This window comes from Exiguobacterium sp. s163 (genome assembly GCF_018617135.1).
Taxonomy (GTDB): domain Bacteria; phylum Bacillota; class Bacilli; order Exiguobacteriales; family Exiguobacteriaceae; genus Exiguobacterium; species Exiguobacterium profundum.
In genome coordinates this window covers 383629-404281 of sequence record NZ_JACSJN010000002.1, presented here as the reverse complement: position 1 = coordinate 404281, position 20653 = coordinate 383629, and the positions used below count along the sequence as shown (strand labels likewise).

At 48.0% G+C, this 20653-nt stretch carries 18 protein-coding genes; all 18 read right to left on the bottom strand.

Annotated features, from left to right (window positions below):
* Nucleotides 1-12: 12 nt before the first annotated feature.
* The gene (locus tag KNO71_RS08560) at nucleotides 13-1098 is read right to left on the bottom strand and encodes a BMP family lipoprotein (RefSeq protein ID WP_078147920.1); all 1086 of its coding nucleotides are present in this window, start codon (nucleotides 1096-1098) and stop codon (nucleotides 13-15) included.
* A gap of 130 nt (nucleotides 1099-1228) precedes the next feature.
* On the bottom strand, nucleotides 1229-1948 hold the full coding sequence (locus KNO71_RS08555; protein WP_078146731.1) for a GntR family transcriptional regulator: 720 nt from the start codon (nucleotides 1946-1948) through the stop codon (nucleotides 1229-1231).
* A gap of 402 nt (nucleotides 1949-2350) precedes the next feature.
* Nucleotides 2351-4543 (bottom strand): FtsK/SpoIIIE family DNA translocase, encoded by a 2193-nt coding sequence (locus KNO71_RS08550; protein ID WP_214687949.1) that lies wholly within the window; start codon nucleotides 4541-4543, stop codon nucleotides 2351-2353.
* A 61-nt stretch (nucleotides 4544-4604) separates the two neighbouring features.
* On the bottom strand, nucleotides 4605-6272 hold the full coding sequence (locus KNO71_RS08545) for a ribonuclease J (protein ID WP_015881439.1): 1668 nt from the start codon (nucleotides 6270-6272) through the stop codon (nucleotides 4605-4607).
* 95 nt (nucleotides 6273-6367) lie between these two features.
* The gene (locus tag KNO71_RS08540; RefSeq protein WP_078146729.1) at nucleotides 6368-7021 is read right to left on the bottom strand and encodes a M15 family metallopeptidase; all 654 of its coding nucleotides are present in this window, start codon (nucleotides 7019-7021) and stop codon (nucleotides 6368-6370) included.
* Nucleotides 7018-8271: a lipid II:glycine glycyltransferase FemX gene (locus KNO71_RS08535; RefSeq protein WP_214687947.1), complete on the bottom strand. Its 1254-nt coding sequence runs from the start codon at nucleotides 8269-8271 to the stop codon at nucleotides 7018-7020. The genes KNO71_RS08540 and KNO71_RS08535 overlap by 4 nt, the downstream gene beginning before the upstream one ends.
* Nucleotides 8272-8274: 3 nt before the next feature.
* Nucleotides 8275-9768: a UDP-N-acetylmuramoyl-L-alanyl-D-glutamate--2,6-diaminopimelate ligase gene (locus tag KNO71_RS08530; RefSeq protein ID WP_251030087.1), complete on the bottom strand. Its 1494-nt coding sequence runs from the start codon at nucleotides 9766-9768 to the stop codon at nucleotides 8275-8277.
* Nucleotides 9769-9819: 51 nt separating this feature from the next.
* On the bottom strand, nucleotides 9820-11037 hold the full coding sequence (locus KNO71_RS08525) for a M16 family metallopeptidase (RefSeq protein ID WP_214687946.1): 1218 nt from the start codon (nucleotides 11035-11037) through the stop codon (nucleotides 9820-9822).
* A gap of 51 nt (nucleotides 11038-11088) precedes the next feature.
* Nucleotides 11089-13305, bottom strand: a complete 2217-nt coding sequence (gene pnp, locus KNO71_RS08520) for a polyribonucleotide nucleotidyltransferase (protein ID WP_214684465.1) — start codon at nucleotides 13303-13305, stop codon at nucleotides 11089-11091.
* 128 nt (nucleotides 13306-13433) lie between these two features.
* Nucleotides 13434-13703, bottom strand: a complete 270-nt coding sequence (gene rpsO / locus KNO71_RS08515; protein WP_015881433.1) for a 30S ribosomal protein S15 — start codon at nucleotides 13701-13703, stop codon at nucleotides 13434-13436.
* A 124-nt stretch (nucleotides 13704-13827) separates the two neighbouring features.
* Nucleotides 13828-14754, bottom strand: a complete 927-nt coding sequence (locus KNO71_RS08510; protein ID WP_078146726.1) for a bifunctional riboflavin kinase/FAD synthetase — start codon at nucleotides 14752-14754, stop codon at nucleotides 13828-13830.
* 16 nt (nucleotides 14755-14770) lie between these two features.
* Complete coding sequence (truB, locus tag KNO71_RS08505) at nucleotides 14771-15685, bottom strand: tRNA pseudouridine(55) synthase TruB (protein WP_251024825.1); 915 nt, start codon at nucleotides 15683-15685, stop codon at nucleotides 14771-14773.
* Nucleotides 15686-15730: 45 nt separating this feature from the next.
* Nucleotides 15731-16075 carry a 30S ribosome-binding factor RbfA gene (gene rbfA / locus KNO71_RS08500; protein ID WP_159562106.1) on the bottom strand — a complete coding sequence of 115 codons (345 nt, stop codon included), beginning with the start codon at nucleotides 16073-16075 and terminating at the stop codon, nucleotides 15731-15733.
* 18 nt (nucleotides 16076-16093) lie between these two features.
* Complete coding sequence (gene infB / locus KNO71_RS08495) at nucleotides 16094-18319, bottom strand: translation initiation factor IF-2 (protein WP_078146724.1); 2226 nt, start codon at nucleotides 18317-18319, stop codon at nucleotides 16094-16096.
* A gap of 21 nt (nucleotides 18320-18340) precedes the next feature.
* Nucleotides 18341-18637 (bottom strand): YlxQ family RNA-binding protein, encoded by a 297-nt coding sequence (locus KNO71_RS08490; protein WP_015881428.1) that lies wholly within the window; start codon nucleotides 18635-18637, stop codon nucleotides 18341-18343.
* Entirely contained in the window at nucleotides 18634-18909 is a 276-nt protein-coding gene (gene rnpM / locus KNO71_RS08485) for an RNase P modulator RnpM (protein WP_193343251.1), read from the bottom strand. The genes KNO71_RS08490 and rnpM overlap by 4 nt, the downstream gene beginning before the upstream one ends.
* Complete coding sequence (nusA, locus tag KNO71_RS08480) at nucleotides 18906-20069, bottom strand: transcription termination factor NusA (RefSeq protein ID WP_074037219.1); 1164 nt, start codon at nucleotides 20067-20069, stop codon at nucleotides 18906-18908. The genes rnpM and nusA overlap by 4 nt, the downstream gene beginning before the upstream one ends.
* Nucleotides 20070-20083: 14 nt before the next feature.
* Nucleotides 20084-20560 (bottom strand): ribosome maturation factor RimP, encoded by a 477-nt coding sequence (rimP, locus tag KNO71_RS08475; protein WP_193343250.1) that lies wholly within the window; start codon nucleotides 20558-20560, stop codon nucleotides 20084-20086.
* Between the last annotated feature and the right edge of the window lie 93 nt (nucleotides 20561-20653).

Sequence of the window (20653 nt, the reverse complement as noted above, 5' to 3'; positions counted from 1 at the left end):
TACTCAAATGAATTATTTTACGTTTTTCATGAACTCTTCGAACTCAGCGTCAGTTGCTGGTGCAACAACATCACCATCGATGATTTGTTGACGATACTCATCAACTTTAGTGAGCACGTCTGCAGCAACGTTTTCTTCAGAAGTTGGTGCGATTCCTACACCTTCATCTTTAAGTGAGAATTCAACCACTTCACCAGCTGGGAACTTACCGTCCATTGCCATTTTCGACACTTCGAGTGTCGCTGTATCTACACGTTTAACCATTGACGTAAGAGTAACGTTCTCTGGAAGACCTTCTTCGTACTGGTCACGGTCAACCCCGATGACCCAAACTTCTTCACCGTTTTTCTTACGGTTTTTCGCTTCAGTGAATACACCTACACCTGTACCACCAGCTGCGTGATAGATGATATCAGATCCTGATCCATACATACCTGACGCAATTGCAGTTCCTTTTTCAGCTGAGTTGAAGTCTTCAGCATATTTTACGTCGATTGTCGCATCAGGGTTTACAGCCATTACACCAGCTTTAAATCCATTTTCAAACTTCTTGATTAAGTCTGATTCTACTCCACCGATGAAACCAACTTTATCAGTCGTCGTTGTAAGACCAGCTACTACACCTACGAGGAATGAACCTTCTTGTTCCTTAAACGTGATTGAAGCAACGTTCGGTGCATCTACAACCGAGTCAACGATTGCAAAGTTGTTATCAGGGAATTGTTCTGCAACTTTTCCAATATCCTCTGCCATCAAGAAACCGATTCCGTAGATCAAATCAAATTGATCACGTGCCAATTGTTGCAAGTTAGGCTGATAGTCTGCTTGTTTTGCTGATTGAAGATATTTGTATCCTTCGTTTTCAGTTAAGCTATTTTCTTCACCAAACTTTTTCAAACCTTCCCAAGCTGATTGGTTGAATGACTTGTCATCAACACCACCAGTATCCGTGACCATTGCAACTTTGAAGTCGCTACCTTCTCCGCCTTCACCGTTTGAAGATGAGCCTTCGTTGTCATCTCCACCGCATGCTGCGAGTACTGTAGAGAGTGTGAGTCCTGCTGCTAAAGCTGAGAGAATCGTTTTCTTTTTGTTCATCATCGTCGTGTTTCCCCTTTCGGTTCATAACAATTTTTGTTGTCATGTTATCAGTAGTCTTTACACTGGTATAAGAAAGCGCTTTCACGCTATTACCCAAAAATAACTCTTCCGTCCAGAAACTGCTCGTTTAAACTCGTTTACGTACGACATGGAAGTCGAATCGATCAGCACGGAAAAAGTTGGCCGAATCGAGTAATGGTAAATCACTCTCATCATAATGCAATTGTTTTAAAGCGAGTAACGGTTGGTCCGTCTGAAGTTGTGACGAGATTTCAGCGCTGACACTCGGTTCGATGTGCGTGATCGCATAAGCGACTCGACGTCCTACCTCTTTTTCGAGAGAATCAAACAGAGATTTCCCTTCAGTCAATGCCTCAGGATTCGAGACGAGATGGGCCGGCACTTTATCGACACAATACACAACCGGTGTGTCGTCCGCATATCGAATTCGTACAATTCGATAAATCGGTGAGTTCGGCTCAATCTTGAGACGCTCGGCTTCTCTCTCTGTTGCCAACACTTTCTCGGCCACCAATACTTTCGTTCCTGGTGTCATCTTTGCTCGTGTGATCATGTCAGTGACACTGAACAATTCCTCAATTCCTGACGTGAATGGCGGTTTAGAACTGATAAATGTTCCTACCCCATGCTTTCGCACGACAAATTTCTCATCTTCGAGAATCCGGAGCGCTTCGCGAAGTGTCGCTCGACTGACTCCAAGTTGCTTCGAAAGTTCAAATTCTGAAGGTAACTTCTCCCCTTCACGATAGACACCAGCGTCGATATCTTGCTTAATTTTCTCAATCACTCGAAGATAGAGCAATCGATGATCGAGCTTAATCGACATTGGCCTCACCACCTTTAATTTACTTACCAGTGCTCAGACATCTGACGTATGAATGTCCTTGCCAATATTAAGTATAGGGATTCGAGAATTAGAACGCAATAGTTTTTGTTCGGAATCAAGGAAATATTTTTTCGGAACATGCCGAACCGTACCTTTGAGTCCAATTTACTCATTTTCATCCCCATTGAAAAACTTTTGTAAAATGTAAACGTTATTAAAAAATGTAAGCGTTTCAGTAGTTTTTAAAAGTATGTACTAATTCAGTATATAGGACATATGTGCTATATTACATTTATATTATAGCGAACATCTAAGGATAGAGCGAATATTTCTATATTGTATAAATTGCATTAAAAAACGAACGATTATATATACTGATATATAATCATTCGTTTTTTATTATTATTCTGTTTGCTCTTGAATGAGTACTTTCCTCGGTTTCGAACCTTCCGATGGACCGACATACCCGGCTTCCTCAAGTGAGTCAATCAAACGGGCGGCACGATTATACCCGATTCGGAATCTGCGTTGAATCATCGAAGTTGATGCCGTTTCTTGTGTCATGACGAATTGCACGACTTCTCCGAACAATGAATCATCCGAATCAATCGTCGTCACTTCCTCTTCTTTTGGCATCATCGCTTCCACATATTGCGCACGTTGTTGCGCGATGACATGATTGACGACCGTCTCGACTTCTTGATCGGAGACGAATGCACCTTGTACACGGACCGGCTTGTTCATTCCGTTTGCAAGCATCAACATGTCACCGCGTCCAAGCAACTTTTCCGCCCCGCCACCATCAAGGATGGTCCTTGAATCGGTTTGAGAAGAGACGGCAAAGGCGATGCGGGACGGAATGTTCGCCTTGATGACTCCTGTGATGACGTCGACAGATGGGCGCTGTGTCGCGAGGACCATATGAATACCCGCAGCACGTGCCATTTGTGCAAGTCGCATGATGGCATCTTCGACATCATTTGATGCCACCATCATCAAATCCGCTAATTCATCGACGATTACGACGATGAACGGTAAACGTTTCGCATCCTCGTCATCCGACTGATCGACGAGTTCATTGTAACCTTCGATATTGCGAACTCCATATCGACTAAACAGTTCATACCGCCGTTCCATTTCTGCGACGACCTGCTTCAGTGCCTGGGCGGCTTTTTTCGGATCCGTGACGACCGGTGTCAACAGGTGTGGCACTCCGTTATAGACGTTCAACTCGACCATCTTCGGATCAATCATCATGAGTCGGACCTCATCCGGACGAGAACGCATCAAGAGTGACACGATCATGCCGTTGATACAGACAGATTTACCTGATCCTGTCGATCCTGCAACAAGCAAATGCGGCATTTTATTGAGAGAGATCCCAACCGTCTCGCCACTGATACTCCGACCGAGTGCGACGAGTAACTTCGAGTCATCTTGTTTCACCGGCTCCGCTTCCAGTACTTCACGTAAGCATACCGGTGCGACCTCCTGGTTCGGCACTTCAATACCAATAGCGGCTTTACCCGGAATCGGAGCTTCAATCCGAATATCTTTTGCAGCGAGCGCCAATGCCAAATCATCACTTAATGAGGTGATGCGACTGACTTTCACACCGATATCCGGTTGTAGTTCATATTTTGTGACGGTTGGACCAAGGTGAATCTTTAACACTTTGACACCGACCCCGAATGACTTAAGCGTCTTTACAAGTTTGGATGCATTTTCTTTCAATCGTGCATTCTCACCAGACAAATCCGTAATGACGGGCTCTTTCAAATTCGAGAATGGCGGAAGCTCGTATGTATCCGAGACATCTTGGGCCGCAGTCATCATCATCTCCTCGGTCGTGATTGTGGAATCGACTTCCGAAGAATCCGTACGAGGTTGATCTTCCGTCTCTCTTTTTTCTGCTACGACTTTCTCACTAAACCCGACGATTGGAATGTCTTGCATCGTGACCATATCTGACTCTACTTCCGCGTCCGGCTGCGTTTCCTCTTGTTTTGGACGAGGTGACGTTTTGCGCGTTCGTTTCGTCTCTAGCTGCTTTTCCACTTTCGGTCTGGCTTGCCATTCTTTTCTGACGGCCGTGACGGATTCCTGCATTCGATGATAGAGCGTCCCCCAAATCGTCGGGGCATAGAGCGAGACACCGACAAGGAAGCAGACGATTCCTAAGAAGACAATCCCGAAGTCAGAGAATAAATATTGGTTCAAGTTATAAAAAGTGCCATTGATGCCACCCCTCGCCTCTCCCCAAAGTAAGTCTCCAAATAGTAAGAACGAGGCGAGCATTGCGAATAGTCCCGCTCGTCGCATCGGCTTCATCGGAGTGAGTACGATCCATAACAAGACTGCCATCATCAAGTAAGTGAGCGCACCCCATCCTCCGAAAAGATAGACAGATAAATCGGACAACTGTTGTCCGATCCACCCTAAATCAAATAAGGCAAATACGAATGCGACGATGGCGAGGACAAAGATGCCCCACCCATATGTACGTGGCGCAATCGGTTGTTTTTTACGGTTCCTCGTATTTCGCGTCGCTGGCCGCTTTCGCTTTACGGGAGTCTTTCTTGTTTTTTGAGCCAAATCAGTTCCTCCTAAAAAAAGAAGGCAAAAGTCAGATGACTTTTGCCTCACTCTCATTCCATTAAATCTCCATGATGATCGGCAAGATCATCGGACGACGTTTCGTCTGCTCGAATAAGAAGACGCTCAGTCGCTCGCGGATATTTGATTTCAATTCGGTCCAATCACTGCCAGCCTGCAGACTCTTTTCAATCTGTTTCGTGACAATACGGTTTGCCTCTGAAATCATCTCCTCCGATTCACGCATATATACGAAACCACGTGAGATGAGTTCAGGTCCTGAAATCAATTTCTTCTGTTTCCGATTCAACGTGACCACGCAGAGAACAACTCCATCTTGTGACAACAATCGACGGTCCCGTAAGACGATGTTTCCAACGTCCCCGACGCCGATTCCGTCAATCAAGACATTTCCTGCAGGAACTTTTCGGCTCATGCGGGCTTTTCGACCCGTGAACTCGACGACGTCACCTTTTTCAACGATGAAGATATTGTTCGGTTTGACACCCACTTGTTCAGCGAGTTTCGAGTGTGCCATCTGCATCCGGTATTCCCCGTGAATCGGTAAGAAGTACTTCGGTTTAACGAGGTTGAGCATCAGCTTCAATTCTTCTGCCGATCCGTGTCCAGATACGTGCACTTTACGTTGGTTGTAAATGACGTTCGCACCTGAACGGAACAACAAATCAATCGTTTTAGAAACAGACTTCTCATTCCCTGGAATCGGTGTCGCCGCGATGACGACCGTGTCATTCAATCGAATGTTGACTTGCTTGTGGGCATTACGAGCCATACGAGTCAATGCCGCCATCGGCTCTCCTTGCGAACCTGTCGTTAAAATGACGACTTTATTATCCGGTAGACGGTTTACTTGCGACAACTCGACGAGTGTCTTCGCCTTGAAACGTAAGTAGTTTAGTTTCTGTGCAACTTCGACGATGTTGACCATGCTACGACCAACGACCGCGACTTTACGATCATTCGCTTCCGCTGCTGCGAATACTTGTTGCAAGCGATGGACGTTCGAGGCGAATGATGCCACGATAACCCGACCTTCCGCTTGATAAATGACATCGTTCAATTCAGCTCCGACGATTGACTCTGAACCGGTTTGCCCCGGTCGCTCGGCGTTCGTCGAGTCGGAAAGAAGCGCAAGTACGCCACGTTGTCCGATTGCCGCTAATTTATTGAAGTCGGATTGTTTACCATCGACAGGCGTGTAATCAAACTTGAAATCTCCGGTATGGACGATCGCACCTTGAGACGTTTGAATACAGACGCCGACACAGTCGGGAATCGAGTGATTGACGCGGAAAAACGTGATGAAATGATCAGCGATAGTCAATTTCGTTTTGGCATCAATCATGCGAAGGTCGACTTCTTTCAACAAACCGGCCTCTTTTAATTTCAATTCAATCAACCCGAGGGTCAATTTCGTCCCGTATACTGGAACGTGCTTCAAGTCGCGTAAGACGTAGCTAAGTCCACCGATATGGTCTTCGTGACCATGGGTGATGAAAATCGCCCGTACACGATCTTTATTTTCTTTTAAGTATGTGATGTCTGGGATGACGATATCAATCCCGAGCATCTCATCGCCTGGAAACATTAGACCGGCATCGATGACGAAGATGTCGTCGTCTAGTTCCACGACGTACATGTTCTTCCCGATTTCGCCTACGCCTCCAAGCGCAAAGACGCTAATATTCTCTGTCTTCTTTTTTGACACTAACAAAAACCTCCTAAATGATTCATATTCTGTTTCGTCCCCTTATCGCTACTGAATATTGTAGCGGAAAACGGCTTCATTGCCAACATTTACGTCTAATCTAATAGAGGTTTTAGTGCATCGGCAAGCGGTGCCGTCTCTTTTTCGTCAGGTCGTTTCCCTGCAACAAGTTGACGAATCGACAAGCCGAAGTCCATTTGGAGGTGAGGATAGTCCGGGAATGAGTTCCAGTCTCCGCCCCATTCAAAGCCGAGCGCCTTTCCTAACTCCCCGAGTTCTTGCCAGTCAGGAATGTCATTCCGATTACGATCCGTATTCAGGTCATAGTCGGTCTTGTTGTTATGGATGATAACGAAATCGACAGCAAGACCATAGTTATGATAGCTCTGACCCGCCTTCGCATTGGTCACCACTTGCCCGGGTTCAGACCGCCCTTGCGCATAAAGCGCATTCTGTTCCTTGGCAGAACGGTATCCTGAAGTGAGGCGCACTTCGAGGTCTAGACAAGAATGGGCCAATCGAATGAACGATTCTCCTCGATTGGCGACTAACGGATGCAACCGGTCAAAATCAATCTTCGTCCTTACCAAGATCGCATCCTCTTTCTCCACGTCCCGCACACACATATCCGCTTCGAACGTCGGCTCGTCTACCCAAGGCACCGGTTCCGGTTGCATATAAAAGTAAGCGAGCGTAATGCCAATCAGAAAGGCGACCATCGCAAGAGATAACACGCCTGTCCATCTCATCTTCTTAACCGTTTACGCAGTCCTTTTAAGAGTGGCAACCCTTTTTCGAGTGCCATATACAAAGGACGATTCAAGACGAGGTCGAATTCCCCGACCTTTTCAATCATGTCGCTTCCCCATCCCGATTTGAATGCGTAAAGACCAGCATATTCATCATCCGGGTCCGTACTTCCTGATACCCCGCCGAAGTCGTATCGCTCGGCGCCACTCGCTTTGGCCGCCTGCATCATCGTCCATTGCATCAAGTGGTTCGGCATAAATTCACGGAATTCATTTGACGAGGCTCCGTATAAGTAATAAGAGCGCCGTCCTGCGAGTGTCAACAGACCACCTGATAAGACGAGCCCGTTCGGATAGGTCTGATCGAGTTCGACGAGCTCAGGGAGGGCTTGCTCCGCTTTTTGAATTTGTGCCTCCGTCTGTTCCTTGCGGTTCAAAAGGCTGTTACGTTTCTTTTCAATCGTTTCTTTCTCAAGGCCCCGTTCAATCTTCGCCAACTCTTTCTTCGCTTTTTCTAGCGTCGCCTGTTGCTGTTCGAGTGCGATTTTCGGTTCAAGCGTTGTCAAGAAGAGACGGGCATCGTTCGGTTGCAGACAATCGTATAGGTTCTCAAAATAATCGAGCCCTCGCGTAGCGAATCCGTCACGCTCCCCTGTCACTTTCATCAAATCGGCGAACGTTTTGAGTCCGTCACGACCGACCTCTTTGCAGACGATTCCTTTTTTCTCCGCGAGACGGACATTGTAGCGGAACTTATGATGGAATTTCGCAAAAATATCCTTCTCACTCGGGCGCAAATCCGTTTCCATTGTAAAACGAGGTTGGGCGTAGTCAAAGCCACCGCCGTATCCCTTATGTTTAAACCCGATGGCAGCCATTTCGGTCAATAGTCCTGGCAATTCATCGCGGTCGATGTTTGGATCAATTTTTACGACGATGGCTTTATGTGCCGTCGCGACACGCGTCGCTTCTTTCACGAGCGCCTGTAGCGATGCCAAGTCGTCGTAGTCCACGACAAACCCGCGTGGGGCATAGCACAATGTGTATGGTAATTTCGGGACACGTTTGAATAAAAGTAAAGCGACACCGGACGTCACACCGTCTTGCGCGACCGCTACACGTTCTGACGTCCAACCATTTTGGCGCTTCACATCTCCCCAACTCGATAGTTGCAACAAATCCCCACGGTCGTGTGTTTTGACGAAGTCGTCATGCTCTTTTTCTGTCAACGTAATTGGTTGTACTGCCATAAATCATGCTTCCTCCGTATTCAAAATGGTCGCTCGAACGATTGCCTCTTCATCGAGCGGCAATTTTTCATTTCCGATAATTTGATACTTCTCGTGCCCTTTCCCTGCTAACACGATGATGTTGTCCGGTTTCGCTAGACGGGCCGCATAACGGACCGCTTCTTCTCGATCCCCGATTTCAACAAAGTTGTCGTGAGTCATCCCGGCTGCAATCCCTTTTGTAATGGATTCATACGCTTCGAATCGCGGATCATCCGTCGTAATGATGACGGTACCGGCATAAGTCGACGCCATCTCACCCATTGCAGGACGTTTTGTGACGTCACGGTTCCCACCTGTCCCAATCAAAAAGATAATATTCTCTTTCGGTACGCCGACGAGCGACTTCAGACACTGTTCGATGCCATCCGGCGTGTGGGCGTAGTCCGCATATACGTTGTAACCTGGGACGTCTAAACGTTGCATCCGTCCCTTGGCCGGATGAATCATCTCGAGTGCTTTGGCAATTCGTTCAAGTGAATAACCGGCAGCGAGAAGACAACCCGTCGCCAACAATAGATTGTACACGTTGAAACGACCGATGAATTGAACCGTCACCGGAAGTTTCGCGCCTTGGTAATTCAATGTAAAGCTCGTTTGAGACAACGTCTGTTCAATGTCCGTTGCCATCAGGTCTGCTTGCGCATCAATCCCATACGTTATTACTTTCGCACCGGTCATCGTCTCATAAAGAGGCGTTTGTGCATCGTCCGCGTTCAAGACGGCGACTTTCCCACGTGAGGCCATTTGACCGAGTTGAGCGAACAATAATCCTTTTGCACGTGCATAGTTTTCGAACGTCCCATGAAAATCTAGGTGATCGTGCGTCAAGTTCGTGAAGCCAACGATGTCAAAATCAGTTCCGATGACACGTCCGAGCTCAAGACCGTGTGAGGACACTTCCATCATCACGTCCGTCACGCCTTCATCTCGCATTTGTGCCAACAACTGTTGAAGTTCTGAACTTTGAGGCGTCGTATTTTTACTTGGGACGTTTTTGTCGTTGATACGTACTTCAACGGTCCCAATCAAACCGGTCGAATGCCCGAGGACATCGAGGACGTCTCGTAAAATCGTCGTCGTCGTCGTTTTTCCATTCGTTCCCGTGATTCCGAACAGTCGCATCTGTTCAGATGGATACGCATAAAAGGCCGAAGCCAACAACCCGATCGAACGCGAGCTGTCACGTACAATCAGGTTTGGCACTGACAGGTCGAGCGGTCGTTCGCTAACGACTGCCACCGCGCCTCGCTCTACCGCTTGCGCCGCATATTCATGCCCATCCACCGTATAGCCTTTGATGGCGACAAACAGCGTTCCCGGCACAACTTCTCGCGAGTCCGTCGTCACATGCGTCACGACGATGCCTTCTAGATTTGGTTGATTAATTAATTGTATCGTCTTCACTAAATCCGTTAAGTTCAAGTCTTTCCCTTCTTTCACCTGTATCCTATCCAAACTAAAGAATACCTCTTAATCAGTGTAGAGAACTTACAATTCGGTTTCAAGTCACGCTTCGTTTGGGAGGACATATGACTTCGCTGGGCGATGGCTCAACACCTCACGAATCAATTCATTGACCTCATCGCGTTCAATCCGTTCTACTTTCGCAATCACTTGTTCTATCGGCTCGACTTCATCGAGAAGTAGCAAGTTCCGTCCGTTCCGGTTCATACGGGCACTCGAACTTTCATTCCCAAGAGCGATCGACCCTTTCAATTGTCGCTTGCCTTTGTCTACTTCCTCAGCAGTCAAACCGTCGGCGACAAGTCGCTTCATCTCTCTCTCTAGGATGACTTCGACTTGTTCCAACGTATCCGACGACGTACCGACGTATATGGTAAACGTACCGTGATCGGAAAACGTCGTGTAATAGGAGTAAATGGAATAAGCCAAGCCCTCTTCTTCACGGATGGACTGGAACAAACGCGAAGACATCGTCGCGCCGATTGCGTTGTTCATCAATGCCAAATGAGGCAATCGATCGTCCGTCGCCGGAATCGCTTCGTAGTTCCAACAGAGGTGGGCTTGCTCCGTTTCCTTATGTTTCGTCAATGTGTCATGGAACAGTTCCGGTTGATTGATTTCTTTCGACGATTCCCTAGAAGGGATGTGGGCAAACCTACGTTTTACCGCCTGGATCAATTCTTCAGAAACATGACCTGCGATCGAGACGACAATCTGCTCGGCCGTATACTGTTCCTGTAAGTATTCGACGAGCTGGTCCCGCGTCAATCGATTGACACTCTCCTCCGTCCCTAAAATCGGTTGGGCAAGTATATCGTCTCGATACGCCGCAATGGCCAATAGTTCGTGAACGAGATCTTCCGGCGTGTCCTCATACATTTTAATCTCTTCCACAACGACACGCTTTTCTTTCTCCAACTCCTGCATATCGATTACTGACTCAAACAGCATGTCTGTCAGGACGTCGAGCGCCATGACCGCGTGTTCATCGAGCGTCTTCACATAAAAGCATGTATGGTCTTTCGAGGTGAAGGCGTTGACGCTTCCACCGAGCTCATCGAAAAAGGAAGCAATCTCTTTCGCGCTTTTCGATGCTGTCCCTTTGAACAGCATATGTTCAATCAAATGACTGATGCCGATGTTCTCAAACGTCTCTGTACGTGTCCCTGCTTTAATGAATACCCCGGTCGAGGTGCTAAGCGAACCTTCGATTGGTTCGATGATGATTCGGATACCGTTCTCTAATGTCATCCATTCCATATTCTCACTCCTATGAAAAAGGCCATCGCACCAAGACGATGGCCAGAATAATTAATTTGTCGAGCGCGGTGGACGACGGTCCCCGTCACGACGTGGCGGACGGCTATCGCGAGGTGGGCGGCTTTCACGTGCTGCCTTCCGTTTCGCTTCGTATGCCTCACGCTCTTCAGGAGACAATCCTTCTAAGATGAGCGCTTTTCGTGATGCGTTGACACGACCTTTGTCATCGATTTCAGTGACTTTGACTTGAATCGAATCGCCAAGCTTCACAACATCCTCGACGTTCGCGACACGCTCAAGGCTGAATTCGGATACGTGTACGAGCGCATCTTTCCCTTTGAACAACTCGACGAACGCGCCGAATTTTTCGATGCGACGTACGGTAGCATCGTATACTTCACCGACGACGACTTCACGGACGATGTCACCAATCATTGACATGGCAAGATCGATTCCTTCTTGGTCCGTCGAGGCGATGAAGACCGTACCGTCTTGTTCGATGTCGATTTTGACGCCCGTTTGGTCGATGATGCTGTTGATCATCTTACCGCCTGGTCCGATGACGTCGCGAATCTTATCCGGATTGATTGTCATCGTCACAATCTTCGGTGCATATTTCGACAATTGAGTACGTGGAGTATCTAACGTCTCAAGCATGTGATCAAGGATGTGTAAACGACCGACACGTGCCTGTTCAAGCGCTTCTTCTAAAATTTCACGCGTGATTCCGGCAATCTTGATATCCATTTGAAGGGCAGTGATCCCGTCTTTCGTTCCAGCTACTTTGAAGTCCATATCCCCAAGGTGGTCTTCAAGTCCTTGAATATCTGTCAAGACCGTGTAGTGTTCACCTTCCATGATAAGACCCATGGCAATCCCGGCGACTGGCGCTTTGATTGGCACACCTGCATCCATCAATGCGAGTGTCGACCCACAAATCGAAGCTTGTGAACTTGAACCGTTTGATTCGAGTACTTCCGAAACGAGACGAATCGTGTATGGGAAGTCTGCTTCTTTCGGAATAATTGGAAGAAGCGCACGCTCACCGAGTGCTCCGTGACCGATCTCACGACGACCTGGCGCACGGACCGGACGAGCTTCACCGACTGAGAACGGCGGGAAGTTATAGTGGTGCATAAAGCGCTTGTTCTCTTCAAGACCGATTCCATCGATGATTTGTGCGTCTCCGATGACACCGAGTGTCGCAACAGACATGACTTGTGTTTGACCTCGTGTGAAGAGACCGACACCGTGTGCACGTGGGAGTAATCCGACTTCTGATGCGAGCGGGCGAATCACGTCTGGACGACGTCCGTCTGGGCGGACTTTTTCGACCGTGATCAAGCGACGGACTTCATCTTTGACGAACTTGTTCAAGATGCCTGAAACTTCGCCGAGTTTTGAAGGGTCATCCGCAAGACGCGCTTCATACATCGCGACATACTTCGCAATCACTTCGTTGATGGCTTCGTCACGAGCGTGTTTCTCTTCCACTTGAACCGCTTCTACGATTTCAGGACGGGCTGCTTCGAGTTCAGCAGTAAGTGCCTCATCGTATTTCGAGACCGTGTATTCGAATTTAGGTTTTCCGACAGCTTCTACGATTTCTTGTTGGAATGCAATCAAACGCTTGATTTCTTCATGTCCAAACAAGATCGACTCGAGCATGACGTCCTCAGGTACTTCGTTCGCACCTGCTTCAACCATGTTGATGGCTGTCGATGTCCCTGCAACTTGAAGTTCAAGGTCCGTTTTCTCCAACTGAGCCGTCGTCGGGTTGATGACGAATTCGCCGTCCACACGGCCGACTGTCACGCCAGCGATTGGACCGTCAAACGGTACGTCAGAAATCGAGAGCGCGATCGACGTTCCGAGCATACCTGCCATTTCAGCCGAGCAATCTGGGTCGTTTGACATGACGTAAATCATGACTTGAATATCATGACGGAATCCGTCTGGGAAGAGTGGACGAATCGGGCGGTCGATGAGACGTGATGTCAAAATCGCGTTTTCACCCGGGCGACCTTCACGACGAAGGAAACCACCTGGAATTTTACCGACCGAGTAAAGTTTCTCCTCATAGTTGACCGTCAACGGGAAGAAGTCTAAATCTTTTGGTGCTTTTGAAGCCGTCACTGTCGCAAGGACAACCGTATCTCCATAACGCACGAGTGCCGAACCGTTTGCTTGCTTCGCAAGTTGGCCGACCTCTACAGACAATGGGCGTCCGCCCCACTCTGTAGAGAATACTTGTTTCGTACCTAACATGTACATTCTCCTCTCAAACCTTATCTAGTTTATTATGTAACTCATTCCAACGAATGTCTAATCATTTTCCTTAAAAAAGAAGAAACGGACTAGGACGTTGTCCCAGCCCGTTAAACAGTCTCGATCGATTAACGACGGAGACCGAGGCGTTGAATCAATTCACGGTAACGTGTAACGTCCTTGTTACGAAGGTACGTAAGCAAGTTACGACGACGTCCAACCATTTTCAAGAGACCGCGACGTGAGTGGTGGTCTTTCTTGTGTGTACGAAGGTGGTCGTTCAATGTGTTGATTTGTTCAGTCAACACAGCCACTTGTACTTCTGGTGAACCTGTGTCACCTTGTTTTGTCGCGTATTCCGCGATAATTTCGTTTTTACGTTCTTTTGAGAGTGCCATTGCCTCTCCACCTCCATTTAATGAAAAATTGCCGCGTTGCCGAGCCGGCGTTGGTGAATCGACCAGCCAAGCGAAGCGGTGTACTTTGCGTACTTGACAAGGATAGCGTACCCGCTCTTGAAAGTCAAGATAGGATTGAACGAGCTGCCACCTCATCTTCTTTTAGTTGAGCGACCAATGCATCCAACCCATCGAACGCGCGTTCATTCCGAATATATTGGATCCACTCGATTTCGATGACTTGTCCATATAAATCCTCGGAGAAGTCGAAGAGATGGCTCTCAACAGAGACCGATCCCGTCTCATAAAAAGTCGGACGACGTCCAACATTCGTCATCGCGTGGAACATCCGTCCGTCCGGTAGCGTGACTCGAGTCGCGTATACGCCCAATCGTGGCATGACGTACGAAGCGTCCATCAACACGTTCGCAGTCGGGAAACCGATGGTACGCCCTCTCGCATCACCGTGAATGACTTCGCCACAGATCACGTATGGCGTACCGAGGAGTTCATGTGCGGCATCGACCTGTCCCTCTGCCAAGAGTTTACGGATGCGGGTAGATGACACTTTTTCCCCATCCATCGTCTGCTCTGTGACGACAGACGTCGTGAATTGGTCACGCGCATGGTATGGAAGTGTCTCCATCGTCCCTTCTCCAAACTTTCCATAAGAGTAATCAAAACCAGCTGTCACGTGCACGGCTCCGGCACCGATCAAATAATCATCGACAAACTGTTGCGGGGACAAATTGGCCAATTCTTTTGTGAATGTCAAGACGAGGCAACGCTCTACCCCGAGCGCTTCGATGCGCTTCAGTTTCCGGGACAGCGGTGTAATATAGCGGACCGCATCCGGTTTATTGGAGAGTACTTGTTTCGGATGAGGATCGAACGTGACGACCGTCACCGGCAGGTTGTGCTCCGCTGCCACCCGTTTGGCATGATTGATTACAGCTTGATGCCCTTTATGAACACCGTCGAAGAAACCGAGTACCATAATGGACGGATACACGTCGGGTGTTTCTGGATAAGTGAGATGTCTTGTTTCCATACTGTCAAATTCCCCCTTAGTCGATAGCCAACATGACCTCGACTGTAGCGTCTGTCGTTCCTTCTTGTCTTCGATATAAAGCAAGAGGGATTCCTTCTTCATTATAGACAGTAAATAACTCAAATTCGAGCGAAACGCCGTTCAGTTTCCCGCCGTTGCGAATATAGCGTTCCCGATTCTTTGGAATGGTGATCATTGGCCAGCGTTTGATCACATCTTCGAGAGGAATGACATACGCCATTCGCTCCTCGACCGTTTCAAGTGTTTGAAGCGTTCCGAGTGTTACCGCGGTCGCTTCATCAAACGTTCCTGAGCTCGTCCGTCTGAGTTCGCTCATATGGGCAGGGTAACCGAGTTTCTCCCCAATCTGAACGGCGAGCGTTCGAATATACGTCCCTTTCCCACAGTCGATTTCCATTCGGAATCGACAGACGTCCGCTTCGAATATCAATTCACTCGTCCGCTCCAGACGAAGAATCTCGACCGTCCGCCGAGGTCGTTCGACGGTCTGCCCTTTCCGAGCATACTCGTACAACTTTTTCCCGTTTACTTTGACCGCCGAGTAGTACGGCGGGATTTGTTCAATCATTCCTGTCAATTGGCGCATCGCCTCGTCAATCTGGGTTGCATCCAAATCGTTCGGTGTGACTGACTTCTGCGTGACGACCTCGCCATGCGCGTCCTCGGTCATCGTGGCGGTACCAATCGTCACCTCGGCCACGTAACGCTTCCCTTCATCTGTGATAAAACGCGATAACTTTGTGGCGCGCCCTAAACAGATGGGCAATACGCCTGTCACTTCCGGGTCAAGCGTACCTGTGTGACCGACCTTTTTCGTCTGGAACAATTTTCGTAATTTAAATACGCAGTCATGACTCGTCATGCCAGCATCTTTATCGAGTACGAGCACTCCGTTCGGTTCCAATTTCATCCCTCCATATAAAAAAGGGAGAACGACGTCTCCCCTTTCAAATTATTAATCTTTGTTCAAATCACGAATCAACGAATCGATATGGCTACCATATGCGACTGAAGAATCATATTCAAACGAGATCTCTGGTGTTTTACGAAGACGGATGCGATTCCCGATTTCGCGACGGATAAACCCTTTCGCCTTATCGAGACCAGCTTGCGTTTCTGCTTTCACATCTTCCTCATCACCAAGCACCGTATAATAGACTGTTGCTTGCTGTAAGTCACCTGTCACATCAACGCTCGTAATCGTAGCGTTTTTTGTACGCGGGTCACTGACTTCCCGTAACAAGACATCTGTTATTTCTTTACGCATTTGCTCGGCAACACGTTGGGCACGAATTTTCATACGTGATCCCTCCTCACATTATTTACGTTCGACTTCTTTCATGACGAACGCTTCAATGACATCGTCTACTTTGATGTCATCAAATTTCTCTACTTTAATCCCACACTCATAACCAGTCGCCACTTCTTTCACGTCATCTTTGAAACGACGAAGCGTATCGAGTTTACCTTCGTAAATCACGATTCCGTTACGAATGACACGGACACCGGCGTCACGTGTGATTTTACCTTCTGTCACATAACAACCTGCAATCGCACCGACTTTCGAAACTTTGAAGACGTCACGGACTTCGACTTGACCTGTGATTTCTTCCACGAACTCTGGGTCAAGCATCCCTTTCATCGCGCTCTCGATTTCTTCGATTGCGTTGTAGATGATGCGGTGGAGACGCATTTCAACGTTCTCTTGTTCCGCCATCGAACGTGCGTTTCCATCAGGACGGACGTTGAATCCGATGATGACAGCATTCGCAGCTGAAGCGAGGATGACATCACCTTCCGTGATTGCACCGACACCTTGGTGAACGATGTTAACTTTGACGCCTTCGACATCAATCTTGCGGAGTGAACCAGCCAATGCTTCGGCTGACCCTTGAACGTCTGCTTTGATGATGACGTTCAAGTCTTTCACTTCACCTTCTTGAATGCGGCTGAACAAATCATCAAGACTTACTTTCGCCGACTCACGACGCTGTGACTCAAGGTAACGTTGGTAACGTTTTTCCCCGATTGCACGTGCTTTCTTCTCATCTTCGAAGACGATGAACTGGTCACCCGCTTGTGGAACGTCGTTCAAACCAGTGATTTCAATCGGTGTAGATGGTCCGACTTGTTTCACACGGCGACCGATATCGTTGACCATCGCACGGACACGACCGAATGTGCTACCGACGACGATTGAGTCTCCGATTCGAAGTGTACCGTGTTGAACGAGAAGTGTCGCGACCGGTCCACGTCCTTTGTCGAGTTTCGCCTCGATGACTGAACCACGAGCTGGCATGTCTGGTGTCGATTTATATTCTTCGACTTCAGATACGAGGAGAATCATCTCGAGCAATTCATCGATCCCTTCGCCTTTAATAGCAGAAATCGGAACGAAGATTGTTTCGCCGCCCCACTCTTCAGGGATGAGACCGAACTCTGTCAACTCTTGTTTGACACGGTCAGGGTTTGCCCCTTCTTTGTCCATTTTGTTGACTGCCACGATGATTGGAACGTTCGCTGCCTTGGCGTGCGAGATTGCTTCCTCTGTTTGTGGCATGACGCCATCGTCAGCCGCAACGACGATGATTGCGATATCTGTCACTTCGGCACCGCGGGCGCGCATCGTCGTGAAGGCTGCGTGACCTGGTGTATCGAGGAATGTGATTTTCTTATCATTGACTTCAACTTGGTAAGCACCGATGTGCTGCGTGATTCCGCCCGCTTCTCCTGCGACGACTTTCGTGTTACGAATCGAGTCAAGAAGTGTCGTTTTCCCGTGGTCGACGTGACCCATGATGGTAACGACAGCTGGACGTTCTTCAAGGTCATATTGTGAGAAGTCGATCTCAACTGTTTCAAAGTCTGTCTCATCGACAACAACTTCTTTTTCAACCTCAAAGCCGAATTCTGCAGCGAGTAATTCAACCGTTTCATCATCAAGCGTTTGGTTGATGGTTGCCATGACACCGAGACCCATCAACTTCATGATGATTTCATTTGGCTTTTTATTCATTTTTGAAGCAAGGTCAGACACGCTGAGTACATCGTCATACTTGATGACGTTGCCCATCTCTGCCTCTTGCGCGAGACGTGCTGCTTTACGCTGACTTGTCTTCGAGTTTGGATCGGCTTCTTGTGGCACAGCTGCTTTTACCGGCTTGCCTTTGCCTTTCCCTTTTCCACGTTTTTTATTGCGTGGGTCGTTGTTTCGGTTATCGTTACGATTTTGTCCACCGCGATTGTTTTGTCCACCGCGATTGTTTTGACCGCCACGGTTTTGTTGTCCCGCTTGTGGACGTGACGCTTGTGCTTCTTTTTTCTCTTGCTTCGGCTCATTCGATGTTGACGTCGCTTTCGCTTCCGCTTGTTTTTCAGCACGATATTTTTCAGGATTGAACACACGGTCCAATTGTTTTACCGTTTCCTCATCGAGGACGGCCATATGGTTTTTCACCGGTTTGTTCAATTTTTCTAATTGAGTAATGACTTGTTTACTCGTTACATTCTGTTCTTTTGCAAATTCATAGACGCGTTTTCCCAAAGCATCCACCTCCGTTAATAGTTAAGAGAGAAGTTGCTTAAGCTTGTTCGCAAATCCGGATTCTGTCACCGATACGACGACACGCATGTCTTTACCGAGTGCGGCACCGATTGTATAGCGATCGCTCACTTCAATCAATGGCACTTGATAAGACGCACATTTGTCAGTGACTCGTTTTTTCGTCGAGGCACCTGCATCTCCGGCTAGAATGACGAGCTTGGCACGACCTGCTCGTACATCCTTTAATACAAACTCTTCTCCCATCGTTACTTTCCTCGCTCGAGCAGCAAGGCCTAACAATGATTCCCACTGGCTCATGATTCGCCACCTGCGACAGCTTTCAACTGTTCATACAAGTCGTCGCTCGTCTTTACTTTCAAGTGATGGTCGAGCGTCCGTTTTTTCTCTGCTTGACGAACGACTTCGATATCTTTTGATAAGTAAGCACCACGACCGTTCACTTTACCCGTCTGATCGATGACCACGTCACCTTCAGGCGTCCGAACGACACGAATCAATTCTTTTTTCGGGAGCATTTCCTGTGTGACCACACACTTACGCAAAGGAAGTTTCTTTTGCTTCATGGTCATTCCTCTTCTTTCACCGCAGTCGTTTCAACTGTAGCATCTGATAAGTCTTGTTCTACTTCATTTTGAACAATTTCTGGTTCTGATTCAACTTTTTCAGCGAACGTATCGAACAAATCAAGTGCTTCGGCATCCGTTTCACTCTTGATGTCGATTTTCCATCCTGTCAATTTCGCAGCGAGACGGGCGTTTTGACCACGTTTCCCGATTGCGAGTGACAATTGATAGTCCGGTACGACGACTGTCGTCGATTTTGCTGGCTCGTTGACATATACCGCAACGACCTGAGCCGGGCTGAGTGCGTTACGAACGAACTCTTTCGGGTCTTCAGACCAGCGGACGATATCAATTTTCTCGCCGTTCAATTCGTCGACAATCGTTTGAACACGTTGTCCTTTCGGTCCGACGCATGCGCCGACCGGGTCGACGATATCCGAGTGTACAGCGATTTTCGAACGGTCACCCGCTTCACGCGATACTGACATCACGTCGACTGTCCCGTTTGAAATCTCAGGAACTTCGAGTTCGAACAAGCGGCGCAAAAGTCCCGGATGCGTACGCGAAACTTGAATCGCTGCACCTGAACCTTTCGTCGTTGAATCTACTTTTGTCACGTATACTTTGATACGGTCATGGATTTGGTATGACTCGTTCGGCATCTGTTCATTCGGTGTCAATACAGCTTCGATGTTGTTCTCGAGACCGATATACAGATTGCGTGGGTCGAAACGCTCCACGATTCCTGTCATGATTTCATCTTCTTTGTCAGCGAAGTGATTGTAGATGCGCTCGCGCTCCGCTTCACGCATCTTCTGTGTGACGACTTGTTTAGCTGTCATCGCCGCGACGCGTCCGAAATCACTCGGAGTGACTTCTTCTTTATGGAAATCACCGAGCTCATAGTTCGGATCGATTTCATGTGCTTCTTCGAGTGAGAGCTGTTGGTCCGGTTGCGTGAGGCGCTCTACGACTTCTAAAAGTGCATAGACACGGATATCCCCCGTCACCTGATCAAACTCGACTTTCACGTGCTCGTTCGGGTTCGCCACGTTGCGACGATACGCAGAAATAAGCGCTTGTTCGAGTGCATCGATAATGATGTTTTTGTCGATTCCTTTTTCTTTGGCAATCTGATCGATTGTAGTGAGTAATTGTGGACCCATCTTCTTCCCTCTCCTTAACTAAACGTGACCGCTAAGCGGGCTTGTGCAATTTTGTCTACCGGTAGCGATACCGCTTTTTTTCTTGTCTTGATGCGTGTCTCGATCACGACCGTTTCCCCATCATATGCCGTCAAAATTCCTTCAAACTCTTTGGCACCATCGATCGGAGCGAACGTTTTCATGTAGACATTTTTGCCTACCGCACGTTCAAAATCGCTCGGCTTTTTCAGCGGACGCTCCGCACCAGGACTCGAGACATCAAGATAATAAGCCTGTTCAATCGGATCGGTTTCGTTTAGTTTTTCCGAGAGCTGTTCATTGATATTGACGCAATCGTCCAAATCGACGCCCCCCGGCTTATCGATATAGACGCGCAAGAACCAGTCTGGACCTTCCTTAACGAATTCCACATCGACCAATTCCATGTTTTCCCGTTCTACGATCGGCAACGCAATCGATTCAACGACTTCTGTTATTTTGGACACTCTCATCCCTCCTTCTGGCTTTTACATACAAGAAAGGAGTAGGGTTCCCTACTCCTTTCCGTCGTAGTATCCAACTTTGTTCGATACCAATATATCATA